A 20,604-nucleotide genomic window follows, 5' to 3' on the forward strand; every position below is an offset into this window, starting at 1 on the left:
TGTCTCCGTTTTTTTTTCCCGCAAATTTTCATATAACTGTCAAGACACCTAATGGTTGTGTTATAATTAACAGGCAATTATCAAAATATTTTGAATGAAAAGAGGGAAAAGAGTGAAATTTTTACGGGGATTATTTGTATTAGCTTTTTTGGGCGTTTTAGCAGGTTGTGGCAATGGTAGTGAAACGTCGAAATCTGATAATCAAGGAGATAGTGGGAAAATTGCTTTGGTTCTCGGCTTTGGCGGTGTGGATGATCGTTCTTTCAATCAAGCTGGCTGGGAAGGTCTAGAAGCTTGGGGTAAAGAAAAAGGATTGACTGAGAAAAAAGATTTTACTTATATTGAAACCAATGAACCAGCAGACAATAGTACAAATATTGCCAATGCAGTCGAAAATGGATTTCAAACCATTATTAGTTTGAGTTATTTACAAGCCGATGCCATTAAAGAAGCGGCTGAACAAAATCCGAGTTTAAATTTTGCTTTAGTAGATGGTGAAGTGGAAGATGTTGATAATGTAGTGTCAGCTACCTTTAATGATCAAGAAAGTGCGTATCTAGCCGGATTAGCGGCAGCTTATTCAACTACAACAGATCAAGTCGGGTTTATCGGCGGTATGGAAGGGCCAGTCATTGCACGTTTTGAAAAAGGTTTTGAAGCCGGTGTTGCTGCTGGCGCAGAAGCGTTAGAAAAAGAAATTACTGTTAATAGTCAATATGCTGCTTCGTATGATGCGCCTGATCGGGGGAAAGCAATTGCTGCTTCAATGTATGAAGCTGGAGCCGATATCATTTATCAAGCAGCTGGTAGCACTGGTGCTGGTGTTTTCCAAGAAGCAAAGGCCCGCAACGAAAATAATCAAGATCAAAAAGTTTGGGTAATTGGTGTTGATCGTGATCAATCTGATGAAGGAGATTACGAGATGGCTGATGGTAGTACAGGAAATTTCTGCCTGACTTCAACTAAAAAGAATGTTGGCTCAGCGGTTGAAGAAATTGCTAATTATTCCTATACCGACAAATTTCCTGGTGGAAAACTTTTGACTTTTGGTCTTAAAGAAGACGGTGTTGATTTAACTGATGGGCAATTAGATGAAGAAACGTTAACTGCCGTAAATGCTGCCAGAGAAAAAATAATTAGTGGTGAACTAATTGTTCCAGAAAAATAAATCAAAGGGCTGTGACGAATTTCGTCATAGCCCTTTGATTATGGGGAATTATATTGCTAATTATTTACGTTGCAACTGAAATGTTTAACCAAACAATTTTATTTTTTGATTCTCTTTTGCCAAATACTCAACTAGTTCATCAAGATTTTTTACGCATAAATCCGCTCCCCAATGGTGAAATTGGTCCTCTAAATTCACGATCAAGCGCTGTTTTTGTCGTACATCCAAAGCTTCATATTCTGCTTGCGACAAGCCCATTTCCGAACTGCCCTCAATCACTGCTACAGTAAATACGCCGGCATTTTTTCCTTCTTCAATATCTGAGCGAGTATCGCCGACCTTTACTACTTCTTTTAAGGAAAGATTTTTAAAGTGTTGCATATTCTGATAAATCATATAAGGATAAGGTCGACCTAAATTTTCTACCTCATCGGGTGTAACAATAAAATCTGGCGAATAACCTTGTTTTTGCGCTTCTGCGGCTACGATTTCCATCATTTGACGGGTGTAGCCAGTGGTAGAGCCGATGTTAAAACCTTCTTGCTTTAAAGCCTCCATGACTTGCAATGTTTCTGGTTTTAATTGGGAATTTGCTGCTAGATCGCTAAATAAATATTTTTCAAAAGCTGCATAAATAATTGCCACATCTTTTTCAGTAGGCAGTTTTTGATAATGGGCTAGCCATTGCTCTTGTACTTTTTGACTATTGATAAGTGTCCGAGTGTGGTCTATTTTTAATTGCCCCATTGGTTCACGAATTTCTGGGTTGGTTAATTCTATCTTGTGTTCGATAAATGCTTTTTTAAAGGCATTGACTGGAGCCATACAACCATAGTCAACTGTGGTTCCAGCCCAATCAAAAATAACTGTATTAAATGACATTTGCAACCTCCTGATAAGTAGCGATAACTTCAGTTAATTTTTGGATATCTGTGGGATAAATTTCACCAATATTGCCGATTCTAAAACAATCTATTTGGCTGATTTTCCCAGGATAAATCACAAAACCATGATCTTTTAAATGCTGATAAAAATTGGTGAACGAGAAATTTTTTGTTGGAAACATGAAGGAGGTAATAAACGGTCCTTGATGCTCCGATAAGTAGCTCTCATACCCAAGATCAGCCATATTTTCTCTTAATAACTGATTGTTGGCCAAATAACGTAAATGTCTTTGGTTGATGCCGCCTTCCTTTCTTAGTTCTTTTAAAGCTTCCAAAAAGGCTAACACTGTATGGGTGGGAGAAGTGAATCGCCATTTACCATCTTTTTCCATCACTTGGTATTGATCATACAAATCTAGTGAAAGTGTCCGAGCATGTTTTTTTCGTTTCTCCAAAGCTATTTTTTTAGCAATTACAAAAGAAAATCCTGGCACCCCTTGAATACATTTATTGCTACTGGAAACCAAGAAATCAATCTTTAAAGCAGCTACGTCTAATTCAATTCCTCCAAAACTAGACATGGCATCAACAATGAAGAGTAAATTGTTTTCTTTTGCCACTTTTGAAATTTCTGTTAAAGGATTCAATATTCCAGAAGTTGTTTCACTATGGACGATGGCTAAAGCTGAAATTTCTGGATAGCTGATTAAAATGTTTTCAATATCCTTTGCTCTTGGCACTTCATTTTCATTGACTTCGTAGACATAATAACTTAATCTGTGACGCTCTGCCATTTGAACCATGCGGTGACCATAGGCACCATTTACACAAATTAATACCGTATCTGTGGGTGCAATGACTGAACTTAATACAGATTCAACACCAAAACTGCCACTTCCCTGCATCAAAACCGTTGTGTATTCAGCTGATGTGACATGGGCCAGTTGCAATAATTCTTGGCGAATCGTTTGTGTGATTTCTTTATATTCTTGATCCCAAGTACAATGATCAACTAACATGGCTTGCTTAACACTGTCAGAAGTGGTTAAAGGACCCGGGGTTAATAATTTATAATTCATAAATGAAACTCCTAATCAATTAATTTTTGATGTTCTGCTAAAAGCTCTGCAGTTAATGTTTGTGGAAAAATTTTATTTTTTGCTGCGGTATCTAAGTCTTGGTTTTCTTCACCTTGATAAAGGGGACTTGGATAAATTTCCAACAGATTATTACGACCTTTAGTTAAAATTGTATTTAGCATTTTTTGTGCTTTTGGATTGGTAGCTTCACCTTTGTCAACTAAAGCCAGTGATTCTGTTAAGCTATAAGTTCCTTCGGTTGGTTCAACGTAATCAATCGGCAAACCTTCGTTTTTATCTTTAACTGCTTGATGTCTTAAGCCAAAACCAATAGCTACTTCGCCTAAACGAACTTTTTTAATTGGTCCCGAACCGGAAGCTTCTAGATGATCGCCGGTATTTTTATAAATGTCTGCTAGAATTTCTTTGGCTTCTTTTTCACCATAGTTATCGATTAGCGCTTGGAATAATAACCATGCAGTTGAAGATTGTTTAATATCAGAAATTGACAAAGCACCTTTATAAACAGGTTTTGCTAAATCTTTTAAACTAGCAGGAATAGGTAATCCTTTTTCTTTTAACGCTTCCGTATTATAAAAAATTGTTCCTTCTTGAACCGTAAATGGCGCTGTATAATTTGGAATTGTGTCTAAAGGCTCTAAGGTTGTATTGACTGGTTTGAACATTTTTTTACTATCTTGTGCACTCGTTAAATAAAAAGTACTCATAGTCACTAAATCAGCTTCAATATTTGTCCCTTCAGATAGCATTTTGCTACCTAATTCTGAAGTACCAAAAGACTGTAAAACATACTGATCTTGATAACCATTTTGATCCAAGACATTTTTAATTACTTCGACCGGTTCTTCATCGGCATTAGTGTAAATCACTACTTTGTCGTCTTGTGGATCTTTTTCTGCTTGCGAGCTGCTGCAAGCGCCGAATAATAATGCTGAAATAGTGAGTCCAATTGCTACGAGTGTTTTCTTTTTCATTTGTTAAGCTCCTTTTTATTAATTGAATCGTTCCCTGTACTAAAATATTAATTATTAATATAGAAAGTGAAAGGAAGAATATATCGTTAAAGCGACCGAAATGTTGAAGTTCTTTCAACTTAGCCGTCATAACCATTGTATTGGCACTAGTTAAGAAAATTAGCGCTGAAATTGTTACCATACCGTTAACAAAGTAATAACTAAACATATCTAATAAAGTGATTTTTGAATTGGGAATCAACACGCGCCGGATGGTGGTTAACCAAGAATCGCCCATTAATCGTCCGGTATTCTCCCAATTCTGATTCATTTTTTGCAAGCCATCTTTAGCCATCTGATAAGGAGTAGCAAAATAGTGAACCATTGTGACAAAAATTAAAATTGGTAAACCATTGTGTAAAGCTGTTCCACTAAATAGTAGTAAATAAGCAATCCCTAAAACCATTCCAGGAATTGAGTTAGTTACTGTTGCGAAACTATCAATTAATTGATTCAACTTATTAGGCTTTTCCCGTGCAGTAAATAAGGCTGCCGTATAAGCTAAAATAGTTCCAAAAATCGCAGTTAACCCTGCAACCAATAAAGAGTTTTTTAAAGTCAGCAATAACGTTTGGTCTTGCCTGAATACTGTAAAGTGCGCCATGGTCGGTACTAAATCGTATGGCCACATTTTTACGAAAGGAATAATCAGTAAAACGGCGAAAATTCCTAGTATGAATACATTCGTAAGTAAAAACATGCTTGCAAAAAAGCAATCCCGAATTTTATTTTCACGGATATTCTTTTGGGCAGTCTGGTCAAAAGCGACCACTTTCTTTTGCAGTCGATTTAAAATATAAATGCTAATAATAGAAGGTAATAGCATTGTTAAAGCAATCATGGCACCATATTGAAAATTCGGAATCGTCCCCATAAAACCCTCATACAATAAGGTAGTAATAAAAGGTGTCTGACCTGCCAAAGCTGTTGGGATACCAAAATCAGTAAAACTCATAAAAAACCCTTGCAAGAAAGCCACCACAATCACTGGTAGCATGGGTTGTAGAATCGTATTTTTAAGAGATTGCCAAATATTATCTTGCATTAATCTAGAAATAATAAATAAACGGGTATCCAAATAACGCATCGAATTATTCATTAGTAAAAATAAAGGTGGCAAGATATAGATAATAAATCCAAGAACTACACCTGAAGGACCATAAATTGAAAAATAGTGATGCAGATATTTCCCCCAAAGTCCTTGTGTGCCAAAAGCATAGATCAGGACAAAGCCATAGGTGATTGTTGGCATCAGCATTGGTAGCTGCAATACGTGACTTTGACTCTTTAAAAAGCGTTGATTGATACCGGTAAAATTATTTCCATAAGCTAATAAAAAGGCCAATAATGTCGCAATAGTGGCTGCTAAAATTGAAAAGAATAAACTATTTGCAAAAGCAACTTGCCAATCTTGGTTAAAGACTGCCAGAAACACTGTCCAATTATCTTTTCCTTCAAAAGGGAAAGCAGTAAAGAAAATGGATCCCACGGGTAAAAACAAAAATAGAAGAAAGAATCCAGTTAAGAGTATTTTTAAGCTTGTTTGTAAATTCAATTTATTCATAAGACATTCCCTGCGCCTGTCGGAATAGTTGCTGAATATTCTGCTGTTTTAAAGTTAATTGTTGAATGATGAACTCTTCAACAAATCGATTACTTGTTTGCGTAATAATTTCTGCTGGTGTACTACATTGAGCAATGGTGCCTTCGTCTAGGACAACAATTTTGTCGGACATAGTCATGGCTTCTTCTGGATCATGGGTGACGATGATGACCGTTAAATTTAGTTTTTTGGCGATTTCTTGGATTTTTTGCTTGATTGATTCCTTTATCACGCCATCTAAAGCAGAGAGAGGTTCATCTAACAGTAGGATTTCTGGTTTGGTCATTAAAGTACGGCCTAAAGCAACCCGTTGTTTTTGTCCGCCAGATAATTGTTGGATGGGTTTGTTTAAATGAGGCGATAAATTCAATAAATCAACCAATTCATTTATCTCGTTTTGGGGAACTTGTTTTTTCTTACAACCATAAGTTAGATTTTGATAAGCCGTTAAATTTGGAAATAAAGCATAGTCCTGAAACACGATATTAAAAGGACGCTTTTCCATCGGGACAGTGGTTATATCTTGGTTGTTAAAAAACAATTGTCCTTCTGTTGCTTGATCTAAACCTAAAATAATATTTAGTAAGGTTGTTTTGCCAGAACCAGATTGTCCTAGAATTGAAACAATTTCACCAGTTTCTATAGTTAAATTGATGTTTTTTAATACGGCTTGTTGATGAAAAGCTTTTGATAGATTCTTAATAACTAACACATGACTCACTCCTTTGATTTGAGTCTAGCGAAACAGTATTAAGTTCTGATCAACTTCATGAAAAATATAAATAAAGATTGTGATTAACTGATTGAGATTGTAAATTTTAAGTAAATAAAAAACTGGAAGTAAACAAAAATTTGTTTACTCCCAGTATTTTTTTTAAAGTTTATGGTTGGTTGGATCGGTTAAAAATTGTTGGACATGTTCGGCATCTTTTTCTGTCCGTGAAATAATAAAAATGGTATCATAACTCGCCATTGTGGACACAACCAATGGATTATTTAGTTCATCTAAAACCGCAGCAACTAAATTGGCATTATCAGGCAAGGTAGTTACAATGGTCATGAATTGTACACGATCTACGTTAACGATGATTTCTTGTGACATCTTAATCAGTCGTTTCATCTCATCGTCTTCAGAAGGTTCAGGATTTTCTTGGAACAACTTAAACTGTGGCTGTCCAGTGTCATCAATAGTTTTGACAATTTTTAAATCACGAATGTCACGAGAAATGGTCGCTTGTGTCGCATGAATCCCTTCTTGATTTAATAAAGCCATTAATTCATTTTGGTTCCGAATGGGATTTTCTACAATGATTTTTTTAATTAAATTATGTCGATCAATTTTACGCATAAAAATTCTCCTAATTAAATTTTATGCACTAATTATAGCAGAACATTGTAAAAATATTTATAAATATTAGTTTCATCTGGGAAAATTATAAGAAAGAGAAAAAGTTGCTTTTCCCATTAGCCTACTGTATAATATTAAATTGTGTGTAGGAGACTACAGGCAAAAATCCACATCGTGATTAGATTATTTTTAAGGTGCTTTCTAATTAGAGAGTTTGAAAATGAGCTTTAAAAATCACGAGAGGAAAAAAACCAAAAACGGAGGAACACAAATGTCAGTATTATCTATGAAACAATTGTTAGAAGCCGGCGTACACTTTGGTCACCAAACACGTCGCTGGAACCCAAAAATGAAGAAATATATCTTCACAGAAAGAAATGGTATCTACATCATTGACTTACAAAAAACAGTCAAATTAGTAGATGCAGCTTACGATTACATGAAAAATGTTGCTGAAGATGGCGGCGTTGCATTATTCGTAGGAACTAAAAAACAAGCCCAAGAAGCAATTAAAGAAGAAGCTATCCGCTCTGGTCAGTACTTTGTAAACCACAGATGGTTAGGTGGAACTTTAACTAACTGGGATACTATCCAAAAACGTATCGCTCGTTTGAAACAAATCAATGCAATGGAAGCTGAAGGAACTTTTGAAGTCTTACCTAAAAAAGAAGTTGCTGGTTTGAACAAACAACGTGAACGTTTAGAAAAATTCTTAGGCGGTATCGCTGATATGCCTAGAATTCCTGATGTAATGTACATCGTGGACCCTCGTAAAGAACGTATTGCTGTGCAAGAAGCACACAAATTAAATATCCCAATCGTTGCAATGGTGGATACAAACTGTGATCCAGATGAAATCGATGTAGTTATCCCTTCAAATGATGATGCAATTCGCGCCGTGAAATTAATCACTGCAAAAATGGCTGACGCATTTATCGAAGGTAACCAAGGCGAAGATCAAATTGGTGCTGAAGATTTCGCAACAGAAGCTGGCGAACAAGCAACTTCAATCGAAGAAATCGTTGAAGCAGTAGAAGGCGACAACGCTACTACTGAATCAGCAGAATAATTTTGTAGCTTTAGCTGCTTCAAAGGTAAGGCTTTGAAGCAGCTTTTTTAGAAAAATTAGAGGAGGACCATTTAAAATGGCAAACGTAACAGCTAAATTAGTAAAAGAATTACGCGATATGACAGGCGTAGGTATGATGGATGCTAAAAAAGCATTAGTAGAAGTAGAAGGCGACATGGACAAAGCTGTAGATTTTTTACGGGAAAAAGGAATGTCTAAAGCAGCTAAGAAAAATGATCGTATTGCAGCTGAAGGTTTAGCTTCAGTCGCAATCAACGGAAATTTTGCAGCAATTGTTGAAGTAAACTCAGAAACTGACTTTGTTTCAAAAAATGAAAAATTCCAAAACTTAGTAGCAGAAATCGCTAATTTAGTAGCTGAACATAAACCAGCTGATTTAGATGCAGCAATGGCTCTTAAAGCTTCAAATGGTACAATTTCTGAAGAATTAATCGAAGCAACACAAGTAATTGGTGAAAAAATCAGCTTCCGTCGTTTTAAAGTTTTAGAAAAAGCTGACAATGCTGCTTTCGGTGGTTACTTACACATGGGCGGTCGTATCGCTGTATTAACTGTTTTAGATGGTACAACTGACGAAGCGATTGCTAAAGATGTAGCAATGCATGTGGCAGCAATTAATCCTCGTTATGTAAACGAAAGCCAAATTCCAGCTGAAGAGTTAGAACATGAAAAATCAGTTTTAACTGAACAAGCTTTAAACGAAGGCAAACCTGAAAAAATCGTTGCGAAAATGGTTGAAGGCCGTCTAAACAAATTCAAAGCAGAAATTGCTTTAGTTGACCAACCATTCGTTAAAGATCCAGATATGACAGTTGAAAAATATGTTGAATCTAAAGGTGCTACAGTTAAAGACTTCGTTCGTTTTGAAGTTGGCGAAGGTATCGAAAAACGCGAAGATAACTTTGTTGAAGAAGTTATGAATCAAGTGAAAAAATAAAACTGTTTGAAAAAACAGGATTGGGAACGCATCTTTTGTGCGCTCCCTTTTTTTAAGCATAACTCAATAGGTTTCAGAGAAAATTTATGCTAAAATATGATTAGAGCAACTCTGGAGGTATGACAATGACAGAACCAAGATATCAACGCGTAGTATTAAAAATAAGTGGCGAAGCTTTAGCCGGCGATGAAAGATTTGGTATTAATCCACCAATTATCAAAGAAATCGTAGAAGAAATTAAAGAAGTTCACGAATTAGGTATCGAAATGGCAATTATTGTTGGTGGCGGAAATATTTGGCGTGGAAATGTAGGCGCACAGATGGGTATGGAACGTGCACAAGCAGATTATATGGGCATGTTGGCGACAGTGATGAATGCATTAGCGCTACAAGATGCGTTAGAAAATATTGGTGTACCAACCCGTGTACAAACATCAATCGAAATGCGTCAAATTGCCGAACCATATATTCGCCGTAAAGCAGAACGTCATTTAGAAAAAGGTCGGATTGTTATTTTTGCCGGTGGAACAGGGAATCCATATTTCTCTACTGACACTACTGCAGCATTACGTGCTGCTGAAATTGATGCAGATGTGATTTTAATGGCTAAAAATAATGTTGATGGTGTTTATTCAGCCGATCCTAAATTGGATGCAAATGCCGTTAAGTTCGATGAATTAACTCACTTAGATGTGATTGCTAAAGGATTGCAAGTAATGGATTCGACAGCAAGCTCTCTAAGTATGGATAATGATATTCCAGTCGTAGTTTTCAACTTAAACCAACCAGGTAATATTAAACGAGTTGTTTTGGGAGAAAATATCGGAACAACAGTGAGGGGGAAATAACATGGCAGATGCAGTCATGACAGAAGCAAAAGAAAAAATGAAAAAAGCTGAGGAAGCATTACAACGCCAACTTGGACAAATTAGAGCAGGTCGTGCAAATGCAAGCTTGCTAGATCGGATTACGGTTAATTATTATGGTGCACCAACACCGATTAATCAATTGGCTTCAATTACTATTCCAGAAGCACGGGTATTAATGATTACGCCTTTTGATAAAAGTACAATTGGAGATGTTGAAAAAGCTATTTTAGCTTCTGACATCGGTTTGAATCCAGCAAATGACGGCAATGTCATTCGTTTGGTGATTCCACAATTAACTGAAGAACGTCGTAAAGAATTGGCTAAAGATGTGAAAAAAGAAGCTGAAGGCGCAAAAATTGCTGTCCGTAATGTCCGCCGTGATGTAATGGAAACTTACAAAAAGCAACAAAAAGCCAGTGAAATCACAGAAGATGATTTACGTAATCTAGAAAAAGATATTCAAGCATTGACTGATGCAAGTGTGAAAGAAATCGATAGTATTATCGCTGACAAAGAAAAAGAATTGCTAGAAGGCTAATTCATTGTAAATTTCTTAGAGGAGAGCAAGTTCTTTTCTCTAAGATTTTTTTATTTCTTGAAAAAAGCTAAATATGATTGGTTTGTCATAGGAAAAAGCTTATTTTATTGCTATAATTGCATGTGAATTAAAACGCAGTTAAGAGGAGGAAAAAAATGGTCTTACGATTTTTTCCGCAAAAAGAAAAATATACACCAGAAAAAAGTCAATTAACCTTTGATCCTAAACAAGCTATTCCTAAACATATCGCGATTATCATGGATGGAAATGGTCGTTGGGCTAAAAATCGCCGTTTACCAAGAGTTGCTGGCCATAAAGAAGGCATGGAGACGGTTAAGAAAATTACGAAGCATGCCAATCGTTTAGGGGTAAAAGTATTAACTTTATATGCGTTTTCAACTGAAAATTGGAAGCGTCCCGATGATGAAGTTAACTTTTTGATGCAATTACCTGTCGACTTTTTTGATACTTTTGTGCCAGAGTTAATTGAAGAAAATGTGCAGGTCCATGTTATGGGCTACGAACAATATTTACCGGCCCATACACAAGATGCTGTAAAGCGAGCTATCGAACAGACTGCTACAAACGATGGTCTGGTCTTAAATTTTGCCTTGAATTATGGCAGCCGGGCAGAAATTTTAACAGCTGTAAAAGGTATTGCCACGGAAGTGCAAAACAATCATTTAGCCGTTGAGGAAATTGATGAAACGGTTATGGGTAATCATCTAATGACTGGGTTTTTACCTGAAGATTTGCGAGATCCCGAATTAGTAATTCGTACCAGTGGTGAAGAACGAATCAGTAATTTCTTATTATGGCAGTTAGCCTATAGCGAATTATTTTTTACTAAAGCGTTGTGGCCAGACTTTGATGGGGAACATTTAGAAACCGCCATTGCTGATTTTCAAAAGCGAAACCGACGCTTTGGTGGACTAGACAAGGAGGAGAAAAAATGAGAACAAGAGTAATTACTGCAGTTGTAGCTTTAGCTATTTTTATTCCAATATTATATGTTGGCGGAATAGCAGTCGAAATCGCAGCTGCTGTTCTAGCAGGTGTCGGTGTTTATGAACTTTTTAGAATGCGACAGCTAGCGATCTTAAGCTTTGAAGGAGTATTAGCCATTCTCGGAGCAGTATTTTTAGTTTTTCCAATAAATAAATATCTTTCTTTCTTTGGAGATACAAGCAATTATTTATTATTCTATCTAACAGTGATGATTATTTTAGGATTTTCAGTCATTTCGAAAAATACCTATACTTTTGATGAAGCTGGTTTTCCAGTTTTAGTGAGTTTGTATGTGGGGATGGGTTTTCAAAATTTAGTTGTTGCTCGTTCAGCAGGATTAGCACTATTATTATTTGCCTTTTTTGTTGTTTGGGCGACTGATATCGGTGCCTATATGGTTGGTCGTAGATTTGGCAATCGGAAGCTATGGCCAGATATTTCACCAAATAAAACGGTAGAAGGTGCTTTAGGCGGAATTTTATCCGCAGTTGTTGTGGCAATCATTTTTGTTATCGCGATGCCGGGGATTTTCCAACATAATTTATTGACGATGATTATTTTTACAATTATCTTTTCAATTGTTGGTCAATTTGGTGATTTGGTAGAGTCAGCAATTAAACGGCATTACGGAGTAAAAGACTCAGGGAAAATTTTACCAGGTCATGGCGGCATTTTAGATCGTTTTGACAGTATGTTGTTTGTCTTTCCAATGATGCATTTACTTGGCATTTTTTAAACATAAATTTTGGAGCTATTAAGAAAGTTTTATTTCTTAATGGCTCTTTTTATAAATTTTTTTATCGGTGGATAAAGAAAGATAGGTCTTTTTTAATAAGTATGATAGACTAATAAACAAGAAAATCAGTGAAGGTAGAGGATTTTAATGCGTACAATTATTACGTTTTTGATTGTTTTTGGAGTGTTAGTGATTGTTCATGAATTTGGACATTTCTTTTTTGCAAAGCGAGCAGGAATTTTGGTTCGTGAATTTGCGATTGGTATGGGGCCAAAAATTTATGCTCATATGGGTAAAGATGGCACCACTTATACGATTCGTTTGCTACCAATTGGTGGTTATGTACGGATGGCGGGTTTGGAGGAAGAAGAAACAAACTTGACTCCTGGTATGCCACTTTCAGTTGAGCTGAGTCCTAAAGGTGAAGTACAGAGAATTAATGTTAGTAAAAAAATTCAGTTGCCAAATAGTGTACCAATGGAATTAATTGCTGCCGATTTAGTTGATGATTTAACTTTAAAAGGTTATGTTCACGGTGATGAGAGCCAAGAAGTCGTCTATCCTGTTAATCATGATGCAACTATCATTGAAGAAACTGGAACAGAAGTCCGAATTGCACCGAGAGATGTACAATTCCAATCAGCAAAATTAGGGTCAAGAATTTTAACAAACTTTGCTGGACCAATGAATAATTTTCTTTTAACGATTGTATTATTAATCGCGTTGGCCTTTATTCGTGGTGGCGTGCCAGTAACAAATACTAACCAAATTGGTACCGTTCAAGATAACAGTCCGGCAGAAGCTGCAGGTATAGCTGACGGGGATCGCATCTTATCGATTGATGGAGAAAAAATTAGTAGCTGGAATGATTTGACCGCTATTGTCACCCAAAATCCCGACAAAAAATTAACCATCGAATACAGTCATAATGGAAATAAAGAAACAACTACTTTAACTGCAAAAAGTGTCAAAAGTGGCAATGAAACCATTGGACAAATTGGTGTAACTAATGCCATGAAGACCGGAATTATCGATAAAATTGCCAGTGGTTTTACTGGAGCCTTTGCAATGGTTACCGGATTACTTTCTGCGTTAGGATCTTTATTCACAGGTTTTAGCTTAAATAAATTAGGTGGACCCGTCATGATTTATCAGTTGTCTTCTCAAGCAGCCAGTCAAGGAGTAGCTACGGTGATTAACTTAATGGCTTTCTTATCAATGAATTTAGGAATTGTTAATTTATTACCGATTCCAGCATTTGATGGTGGGAAAATTGTTTTAAACTTTATTGAAGGTATTCGCGGAAAACCGTTAGACCCTGAAAAAGAAGGCATGATCACGATGGTTGGATTTGCTTTTATTATGGTATTGATGGTTCTAGTAACTTGGAATGATATTCAACGTTTTTTCTTTTAAAAAAATTTAATGAAAGATGTGGCAGATATAATCGAGCCGCATCTTTTTGTTTTGTAATGCAAGAAATCGAAAAAAAAGTTATACTGAGAAGTACTTTAAAAAAAGTGAAGGAGATGTCAAGGTGTCTGAAAATCGCGAAATGTTTGAAAATTTATTACAACAAATTGAATTAGCTGATGAAGACCAGCAAAATTCTTTGATGCAAGAAGCAACGATTAAAGAAGTGGTAGTCCATCAAAATTCAAGAGTTTGGGAATTTTATATTCAAACACCTAAAATTTTACCGGCAGAATTATTTTTACGTTTTTATCATCATTTACAAATTGCCTTCAATCAAATTGCCAGTGTAAAACTACATATTGTTCCTTTAGAAAATAATTATGATGAAAAAATATTGCAAGCTTATTGGCAAATCGCGCTTAGAGAGCAAGATTGTGATACGCCATTAGTCAAACAAGTTTTGAGTAAGCCGTTGCCAGTTATTTCTGGTAACCAAATTATTTTGTTAATTGATAATCAACAAGTCATTCCATTTTTGAAGCAACAATATTTACCCTTAATAGAGGAAAATCTAGAAAATTTTGGCTTTCCAAAATTACGTATTGATCCAGAAGTTGACGAAGAACAGGCTCAACGAGTAGTCGAGCTTTTCGAAGAACGTAAAAAAGAGCAAGAAGCTGCAATGCAGGCCCAAGCAGCGGAAAGTATTGCTACTTACGAAAGCAAAAAGAAAGATAAAAAAGCGACTAGTCAAAGCGGTCCAATCCAAATGGGTAGAAATATTCCGACTGATGAAGTGATTACTCCAATGGGCAACATTATCGAAGAAGAACGTCGTGTAACCATTGAAGGCTTTATTTTTGATAAAGAAATCCGTGAGCTGCGTTCGAAACGCAAAATTTTAATCTTGAAAATGACAGATTATACCTCTTCTTTTGTCGTAAAGAAATTCTCCAACGGCGAAAAAGATGAGCAATTGTTTGATGCCATTCCTGAAAAAAGTTGGCTAAAAGTTCGAGGGAGCATTCAAGAAGATACTTTTATGCGAGATTTAGTTATGAATGCACAAGATTTACAGGAAGTAAAACATCCAGAAAGAACAGACAATGCTCCGGCAAAAAGAGTCGAATTACATTTACATTCAAATATGTCTACGATGGATGCTACCAATAATATTAAAGATTTAGTCGCTCAAGCTGGTAAATGGGGACACAAAGCAGTAGCTATTACCGATCACGCAGGAGCGCAATCATTTCCAGATGCCCATGCTGCTGGGAAAAAAGCAGGCGTGAAAATTTTATATGGTGTGGAAGCAAACGTTGTAGATGATGGTGTTGTGATTGCCTATAATGACAGTCATGTTGAATTAAATGAAGCAACTTATGTTGTTTTTGACGTAGAAACAACCGGGCTTTCAGCAGTTTACGATACAATTATTGAATTAGCTGCTGTAAAAATGCATAAAGGAAATGTCGTCGATACCTTTGAAGAATTTATCGATCCAGGCCATCCGTTATCAGAAACCACTATCAATCTAACTGGTATTACTGATGAAATGGTGAGGGGATCTAAATCAGAAAAAAAAGTCATGACACTCTTTGAGAAATTCAGTGAGGGTTCCATCCTAGTTGCCCACAATGCTTCTTTTGATATTGGCTTTATTAATACAACTTACGTTAGAAATAATATGCCAGAAACAAGCAATCCGGTAATTGATACTTTGGAATTGGCTCGATATCTGTACCCGCAATTTAAACGTTTTGGTCTAGGAGTCTTGACTAAGAAATTTGGAATTAATTTAGAACAGCATCACCGGGCAGTCTATGATGCCGAGGCAACTGGACATTTGGCTTGGATTTTCATCAAAGAAGCAATGGAAAATCATCAAATGTTTTATCATGATCAAGTCAATGATCATGTGGGAGAAGGTGATTCTTACAAACGAGCACGACCTTTTCACGTGACTTTATTGGCTAAAAATCAGACAGGACTAAAAGACTTATTCAAGTTAATCTCGATGTCTAACGTGAATTTCTTTGAAAGAGTTCCGCGAATTCCACGCTCTCAGTTAAAAAAATTGCGAGAAAACTTATTAGTCGGTTCAGCTTGTTCAAATGGTGAAATATTTGAAGCGATGATGCAAAAAGGTGTCGAAGAGGCAAAAAATAAAGCGAGTTTCTATGATTACATAGAAGTCATGCCTAAAGCTGTCTACGCACCGTTAATTGAACAAGAGTTAGTCAAAAGCCAGGCTGATTTGGAAGATATTATTAAAAATATTATTCAAATTGGTAAGGATTTAGATAAAATCGTCGTAGCAACAGGTGACGTCCATTACTTAAATGAAGAAGATGGGATTTATCGCAAAATTTTGATTAGTTCAATGGGGGGAGCAAACCCATTAAATCGCCATTCTTTACCTGACGTTCATTTCAGAACAACTGATGAAATGTTGAGAGCTTTTAGCTTTTTAGGTGAAGCATTGGCACAAGAAATTGTGGTAACCAATACAAATGCGATTGCTGATATTTGTGAAGAAATTGTCCCAGTCAAAGATGAATTGTATACGCCGAAAATTCCTGGTTCAGAAGAAGAAATCAAAGAGTTGAGTTATTCGAAAGCCAAAGAATTATACGGCGATCCTTTACCGGAAATTATCGAAAAACGTTTAGAAAAAGAATTGACTTCTATTATTGGTAATGGTTTCTCAGTTATTTATTTGATCTCACAAAAACTAGTTCATAAAAGTAATGAAGATGGCTACTTAGTTGGTTCTCGTGGGTCAGTTGGCTCTAGTTTTGTAGCTACCATGACTGGAATTACCGAAGTGAATCCTTTGCCGCCTCATTACTATTGTCCAAATTGCCAGTATTCAGAATTTTTTGATGATGGCTCTTATGGTTCAGGTTTTGATATGCCGGAAAAAGCTTGTCCGAAATGCAGTACTCGTTTAAATAAAGATGGGCACGATATTCCTTTTGAAACGTTCTTAGGCTTCCATGGTGATAAAGTTCCCGATATTGATTTGAATTTTTCTGGCGATTATCAAGCCAAAGCCCATGATTATACCAAAGTTTTATTTGGTGAGGATTATGTGTTTAGAGCTGGAACAATTGGTACGGTAGCTGATAAAACGGCTTATGGCTTCGTAAAAGGTTATGAACGAGATCATAATTTACATTTTAGAAATGCTGAAATTGATCGTTTGGCTAAAGGTGCAACTGGCGTAAAGCGGACTACTGGTCAGCATCCAGGTGGGATTATTGTTATTCCTGATTACATGGATGTTTACGATTTTACGCCAATTCAATATCCGGCTGATGATCAAGGTTCTGAATGGAAGACGACCCATTTTGATTTCCATTCGATCCATGACAATGTTTTAAAACTAGATATTCTTGGACACGATGATCCGACGGTGATTCGGATGCTGCAAGAACTTTCAGGAATTGATCCGAAAACAATTCCGACAGATGATCAAGAAGTTATGAAAATTTTTTCTGGTCCCCATGTTTTAGGCGTGGAACCTGATCAAATTTTTTCTAAAACTGGGACCTTAGGTATTCCAGAATTTGGTACCCGTTTTGTACGGGGGATGTTGGAAGAAACGCGTCCAACTACTTTTGCAGAATTACTGCAAATTTCAGGGCTATCTCACGGAACCGATGTTTGGTTAGGCAATGCAGAAGAATTAATCTCGCGAGGAGAAGCAACATTGGCTGAAGTAATCGGTTGTCGGGATGATATCATGGTTTATTTAATTCATGCTGGTCTAGATTCTGGGATGGCTTTTAAGATTATGGAAACGGTACGTAAAGGTATGTGGAACAAAATTGATGATGAATTGCGAAATACTTATTTAGCAGCTATGAAAGAAAATAATGTACCTGATTGGTATATTGATTCTTGTTCAAAAATTAAGTATATGTTTCCGAAAGCCCATGCGGCAGCCTATGTATTAATGGCGTTACGGGTAGCTTATTTTAAAGTCTATTTCCCAATTTTATATTACTGTGCCTATTTTTCAGTACGGGCTGACGATTTTGATTTAGTCGCCATGGCGAAAGGTAAAGATGCAGTCAAAGCTGCTATGAAAGCCATCACTGATAAAGGAATGGATGCAACTACGAAAGAGAAAAATCAGTTGACGGTATTAGAATTGTGTAATGAAATGTTGGAACGTGGATTTTCATTTTCAATGATTGATTTATATAAATCCGATGCCCATGATTTTGTGATTGATGGAGATACTTTAATTGCTCCTTTTAGAGCAGTTCCAGGATTAGGGTTAAACGTAGCAAACCAAATTGTTGAAGCAAGAAAAGATGGTATTTTCTTATCGAAAGAAGATTTGGCTACTCGTGGCAAAGTCTCAAAAACGTTAATCGAGTATATGGACAATCAAGGAGTTCTGAAGGATCTACCTGATGAAAATCAGCTTTCACTTTTTGATATGTAAAGAAAAATGAAAGAAACAACATGCAATGAACCATCAGTTGAATTTTCTATAAATTTATGATAGTATTACAAAGTAATCAGATGAGTGAGTGAGGGAGAAATCCCTCACTCTTTTTAATGGATTGAAAAGGAGGCTACAGGCTTGAGCAGTGTAATCGAAACCGTGACAGATTTAGTTACGCCGATTGTTGACAAAGAAAATTTTGAATTAGTGGAAATTGAGTTTGTCAAAGAAGGGAAAAGTTGGTTTTTAAGAATTTTTATTGATAAAGAAGGTGGCATTGATATTGAAGAGTGTGCTTTTGTCAGTGAAAAATTAAGTGAGAAATTAGACGCGTTAGATCCCGATCCGATCCCCCAAGCTTATTTTCTGGAAGTTTCATCTCCTGGTGCAGAACGTCCATTGAAAAAAGAAGCCGACTATCAAAAGGCTTTAGGTGAGTATATCCATATTTCCCTTTATCAAAATATTGAAGGTGAAAAGCAATACGAAGGCTTCTTAAAAGAGTTGACCCAAGAAGAATTGACTTTGACTGTCAAAATTAAAACCCGAAAAAAAGACATTACATTTGATCGAAAAAATATCGCAAAAGCCCGTTTGGCAATTGAGTTTTAGGAGGAAAAATAAATGAGTAAAGAAATGCTTAATGCACTAGACACTCTGGAAGCAGAAAAAGGTATTTCTAAAGAAATCGTGATTGAAGCCCTTGAAGCAGCTTTAGTTTCCGCATATAAAAGACATTATGGACAAGCGCAAAATGTTGAAGTTGATTTCAACCAGAAAAAAGGTGACATTCACGTTTTTGCAGTCAAAGAAGTAACAGAAGAAGTGATGGACTCACAATTAGAAGTTTCTTTAAAAGAAGCCATGACAATCAATCCAGCTTACGAGATTGGTGACAAGATTCGGTTTGAAGTAACACCAAAAGACTTTGGTCGGATTGCTGCACAAACAGCAAAACAAGTTATTTTGCAACGGGTTCGTGAAGCAGAAAGAAACATTATTTACAATGAATACAGCGAATATGAAAATGACATTATGCAAGGAATCGTAGAACGTCAAGACAACCGCTATATTTATGTGAACTTAGGAAAGATTGAAGCTGTTTTATCTAAACAAGATCAAATTCCTAACGAACGTTATCAAGCCCATGATCGAATTAAAGTTTACGTTTCTCGCGTAGAAAACACTTCAAAGGGACCACAAGTCTTTGTTAGTCGTTCACATCCTGATTTATTGCGTCGCTTATTCGAACAAGAAGTACCAGAAGTTTACGATGGTACAGTTGAAATTGTTAGTATCGCTAGAGAAGCAGGCGATCGTGCAAAAGTAGCTGTTCGCTCGAATGATCCTAATATTGACCCAGTTGGTACTTGTGTTGGACCCAAAGGACAACGAGTACAAGCGATTGTCAATGAATTAAAAGGTGAAAATATGGATATTGTTGAATGGAATGAAGATCCGGCAGTATTTATTGCAAATTCTCTAAACCCAGCACAAGTTGAAGATGTCATTTTTGATGTTGAAAATCCGAAAATTTGTACGGTAGTTGTTCCTGATTACCAACTATCATTAGCAATCGGAAAACGGGGCCAAAATGCACGGTTAGCTGCAAAATTAACAGCTCACAAAATTGATATCAAAGCTGAATCGGATATGGAAGAATTTTATGCTAATTATGATGATGGTGATTTTGATGAATCAGCTGAAGCTTTAGCTGAGGTTCCTGAAGTAGAAGTTCCTGTTGAAGAAGTGACAGTTGAAGAAATTACACCAGATATGTCAACAGATGATATTGAAGAAGTAGCTTTTGATGAGGAAACGGAAAACTAGGAGGTCACTGATGAAAAAACGTAAAGTTCCTTTGAGAAAATCAGTCGTTTCAGGTGAGCTTTTTCCCAAAAAAGAATTGGTACGAATCACGAAATCAAAAGATGGTGGAGTAAGTTTAGATCCTACTGGCAAGATGCCGGGTCGCGGTGCATATGTTGCACTAGAACCTAGTGAAGTTGAAAAAGCCTGGGACAAACACTTATTAGATCGCGTTTTAGAGACTGAAATTAGTGATGCTTTTTATCAAGAATTATTGGATTATGTGAAACATCAAAAAGCTAGAAAAGAGCTTTTTAGTAATGAATAAACAAGTCTTAAACATGTTAGGGCTTGCTATGCGTGCAGGCAAACTGATTACTGGAGAAGAACTGACTATTCAAGCAATTCGCAAAAGCAAAGCGAAACTTGTGATTGTCTCAACTGATGCCAGTGAAAATACACAAAAGAAGTTAACTGACAAAAGTCAGTACTATAAAACGCCATGTGTCATCGCGTTAAGTGAGGATGAGGTTATTGCAGCCATTGGCAAACCGCGAAAAGTACTCGCAGTTGTTGATAATGGCTTTGCGAAAAAAATCATGACGTTAATAAAAGGTTAGGAA

General features: G+C 36.3%; 19 protein-coding genes. 13 read left to right on the forward strand and 6 right to left on the reverse strand.

Annotated elements, in window-relative coordinates; genetic code table 11:
* The first annotated feature begins 94 nt into the window (after nt 1-94).
* Entirely contained in the window at nt 95-1,168 is a 1,074-nt protein-coding gene (locus tag KUA55_RS04615; protein WP_218325009.1) for a BMP family lipoprotein, read from the forward strand.
* Between the two features lie 84 nt (nt 1,169-1,252).
* Here the strand turns inward: KUA55_RS04615 and phnX are convergent, their stop codons facing one another.
* The 6 genes from phnX to KUA55_RS04645 form a co-directional block, all read right to left on the reverse strand.
* A complete protein-coding gene (gene phnX, locus KUA55_RS04620; RefSeq protein ID WP_218325010.1) occupies nt 1,253-2,050 on the reverse strand; it encodes a phosphonoacetaldehyde hydrolase in 798 nt (265 codons plus the stop codon).
* Nucleotides 2,040-3,131, reverse strand: a complete 1,092-nt coding sequence (gene phnW / locus KUA55_RS04625) for a 2-aminoethylphosphonate--pyruvate transaminase (protein ID WP_218325011.1) — start codon at nt 3,129-3,131, stop codon at nt 2,040-2,042. Before phnW ends, phnX begins: the two co-directional genes overlap by 11 nt.
* Nucleotides 3,132-3,142: 11 nt before the next feature.
* Nucleotides 3,143-4,126: an extracellular solute-binding protein gene (locus KUA55_RS04630; protein ID WP_218325012.1), complete on the reverse strand. Its 984-nt coding sequence runs from the start codon at nt 4,124-4,126 to the stop codon at nt 3,143-3,145.
* Entirely contained in the window at nt 4,008-5,729 is a 1,722-nt protein-coding gene (locus KUA55_RS04635) for an ABC transporter permease subunit (protein ID WP_218325013.1), read from the reverse strand. Before KUA55_RS04635 ends, KUA55_RS04630 begins: the two co-directional genes overlap by 119 nt.
* Nucleotides 5,722-6,480: an ABC transporter ATP-binding protein gene (locus KUA55_RS04640; protein WP_218325014.1), complete on the reverse strand. Its 759-nt coding sequence runs from the start codon at nt 6,478-6,480 to the stop codon at nt 5,722-5,724. The genes KUA55_RS04635 and KUA55_RS04640 overlap by 8 nt, the downstream gene beginning before the upstream one ends.
* Nucleotides 6,481-6,642: 162 nt before the next feature.
* Complete coding sequence (locus KUA55_RS04645) at nt 6,643-7,116, reverse strand: arginine repressor (RefSeq protein WP_218325015.1); 474 nt, start codon at nt 7,114-7,116, stop codon at nt 6,643-6,645.
* 271 nt (nt 7,117-7,387) lie between these two features.
* On the opposite strand from KUA55_RS04645, the gene rpsB reads away from it, so the two are divergent.
* The 12 genes from rpsB to KUA55_RS04705 all read left to right on the forward strand — a co-directional run bounded on the left by rpsB (nt 7,388) and on the right by KUA55_RS04705 (nt 20,601).
* Nucleotides 7,388-8,185 carry a 30S ribosomal protein S2 gene (gene rpsB, locus KUA55_RS04650; protein ID WP_218325016.1) on the forward strand — a complete coding sequence of 266 codons (798 nt, stop codon included), beginning with the start codon at nt 7,388-7,390 and terminating at the stop codon, nt 8,183-8,185.
* A 76-nt stretch (nt 8,186-8,261) separates the two neighbouring features.
* Nucleotides 8,262-9,143, forward strand: a complete 882-nt coding sequence (gene tsf / locus KUA55_RS04655) for a translation elongation factor Ts (RefSeq protein WP_218325017.1) — start codon at nt 8,262-8,264, stop codon at nt 9,141-9,143.
* A gap of 125 nt (nt 9,144-9,268) precedes the next feature.
* Nucleotides 9,269-9,991: a UMP kinase gene (pyrH, locus tag KUA55_RS04660; protein WP_218325018.1), complete on the forward strand. Its 723-nt coding sequence runs from the start codon at nt 9,269-9,271 to the stop codon at nt 9,989-9,991.
* Nucleotide 9,992: 1 nt separating this feature from the next.
* The gene (gene frr / locus KUA55_RS04665; RefSeq protein WP_218325019.1) at nt 9,993-10,550 is read left to right on the forward strand and encodes a ribosome recycling factor; all 558 of its coding nucleotides are present in this window, start codon (nt 9,993-9,995) and stop codon (nt 10,548-10,550) included.
* 155 nt (nt 10,551-10,705) lie between these two features.
* A complete protein-coding gene (gene uppS, locus KUA55_RS04670) occupies nt 10,706-11,506 on the forward strand; it encodes an undecaprenyl pyrophosphate synthase (RefSeq protein WP_218325020.1) in 801 nt (266 codons plus the stop codon).
* Nucleotides 11,503-12,294: a phosphatidate cytidylyltransferase gene (locus tag KUA55_RS04675; protein ID WP_218325021.1), complete on the forward strand. Its 792-nt coding sequence runs from the start codon at nt 11,503-11,505 to the stop codon at nt 12,292-12,294. The genes uppS and KUA55_RS04675 overlap by 4 nt, the downstream gene beginning before the upstream one ends.
* A gap of 147 nt (nt 12,295-12,441) precedes the next feature.
* Nucleotides 12,442-13,710 carry an RIP metalloprotease RseP gene (rseP, locus tag KUA55_RS04680; protein ID WP_218325022.1) on the forward strand — a complete coding sequence of 423 codons (1,269 nt, stop codon included), beginning with the start codon at nt 12,442-12,444 and terminating at the stop codon, nt 13,708-13,710.
* A 121-nt stretch (nt 13,711-13,831) separates the two neighbouring features.
* Nucleotides 13,832-18,169: a PolC-type DNA polymerase III gene (locus KUA55_RS04685; RefSeq protein WP_218325023.1), complete on the forward strand. Its 4,338-nt coding sequence runs from the start codon at nt 13,832-13,834 to the stop codon at nt 18,167-18,169.
* 141 nt (nt 18,170-18,310) lie between these two features.
* A complete protein-coding gene (gene rimP / locus KUA55_RS04690; RefSeq protein WP_218325024.1) occupies nt 18,311-18,784 on the forward strand; it encodes a ribosome maturation factor RimP in 474 nt (157 codons plus the stop codon).
* A 12-nt stretch (nt 18,785-18,796) separates the two neighbouring features.
* A complete protein-coding gene (gene nusA / locus KUA55_RS04695) occupies nt 18,797-20,002 on the forward strand; it encodes a transcription termination factor NusA (RefSeq protein ID WP_218325025.1) in 1,206 nt (401 codons plus the stop codon).
* 10 nt (nt 20,003-20,012) lie between these two features.
* A complete protein-coding gene (gene rnpM / locus KUA55_RS04700) occupies nt 20,013-20,309 on the forward strand; it encodes an RNase P modulator RnpM (protein ID WP_218325026.1) in 297 nt (98 codons plus the stop codon).
* Complete coding sequence (locus KUA55_RS04705; protein ID WP_218325027.1) at nt 20,302-20,601, forward strand: YlxQ-related RNA-binding protein; 300 nt, start codon at nt 20,302-20,304, stop codon at nt 20,599-20,601. Before rnpM ends, KUA55_RS04705 begins: the two co-directional genes overlap by 8 nt.
* Nucleotides 20,602-20,604: the final 3 nt, after the last annotated feature.

This window comes from Enterococcus alishanensis, from assembly GCF_019218635.1.
GTDB lineage: Bacteria > Bacillota > Bacilli > Lactobacillales > Enterococcaceae > Enterococcus_A > Enterococcus_A alishanensis.

Bases quoted from the DNA above. Each gene is read 5' to 3' on its own strand.
- KUA55_RS04615 (WP_218325009.1), top strand. From the start codon at position 95: ATGAAAAGAGGGAAAAGAGTGAAATTTTTACGGGGATTATTTGTATTA.
- phnX (WP_218325010.1), bottom strand. From the start codon at position 2,050: ATGTCATTTAATACAGTTATTTTTGATTGGGCTGGAACCACAGTTGAC.
- phnW (WP_218325011.1), bottom strand. From the start codon at position 3,131: ATGAATTATAAATTATTAACCCCGGGTCCTTTAACCACTTCTGACAGT.
- KUA55_RS04630 (WP_218325012.1), bottom strand. From the start codon at position 4,126: ATGAAAAAGAAAACACTCGTAGCAATTGGACTCACTATTTCAGCATTA.
- KUA55_RS04635 (WP_218325013.1), bottom strand. From the start codon at position 5,729: ATGAATAAATTGAATTTACAAACAAGCTTAAAAATACTCTTAACTGGA.
- KUA55_RS04645 (WP_218325015.1), bottom strand. From the start codon at position 7,116: ATGCGTAAAATTGATCGACATAATTTAATTAAAAAAATCATTGTAGAA.
- rpsB (WP_218325016.1), top strand. From the start codon at position 7,388: ATGTCAGTATTATCTATGAAACAATTGTTAGAAGCCGGCGTACACTTT.
- tsf (WP_218325017.1), top strand. From the start codon at position 8,262: ATGGCAAACGTAACAGCTAAATTAGTAAAAGAATTACGCGATATGACA.
- pyrH (WP_218325018.1), top strand. From the start codon at position 9,269: ATGACAGAACCAAGATATCAACGCGTAGTATTAAAAATAAGTGGCGAA.
- frr (WP_218325019.1), top strand. From the start codon at position 9,993: ATGGCAGATGCAGTCATGACAGAAGCAAAAGAAAAAATGAAAAAAGCT.
- uppS (WP_218325020.1), top strand. From the start codon at position 10,706: ATGGTCTTACGATTTTTTCCGCAAAAAGAAAAATATACACCAGAAAAA.
- KUA55_RS04675 (WP_218325021.1), top strand. From the start codon at position 11,503: ATGAGAACAAGAGTAATTACTGCAGTTGTAGCTTTAGCTATTTTTATT.
- rseP (WP_218325022.1), top strand. From the start codon at position 12,442: ATGCGTACAATTATTACGTTTTTGATTGTTTTTGGAGTGTTAGTGATT.
- nusA (WP_218325025.1), top strand. From the start codon at position 18,797: ATGAGTAAAGAAATGCTTAATGCACTAGACACTCTGGAAGCAGAAAAA.
- rnpM (WP_218325026.1), top strand. From the start codon at position 20,013: ATGAAAAAACGTAAAGTTCCTTTGAGAAAATCAGTCGTTTCAGGTGAG.
- KUA55_RS04705 (WP_218325027.1), top strand. From the start codon at position 20,302: ATGAATAAACAAGTCTTAAACATGTTAGGGCTTGCTATGCGTGCAGGC.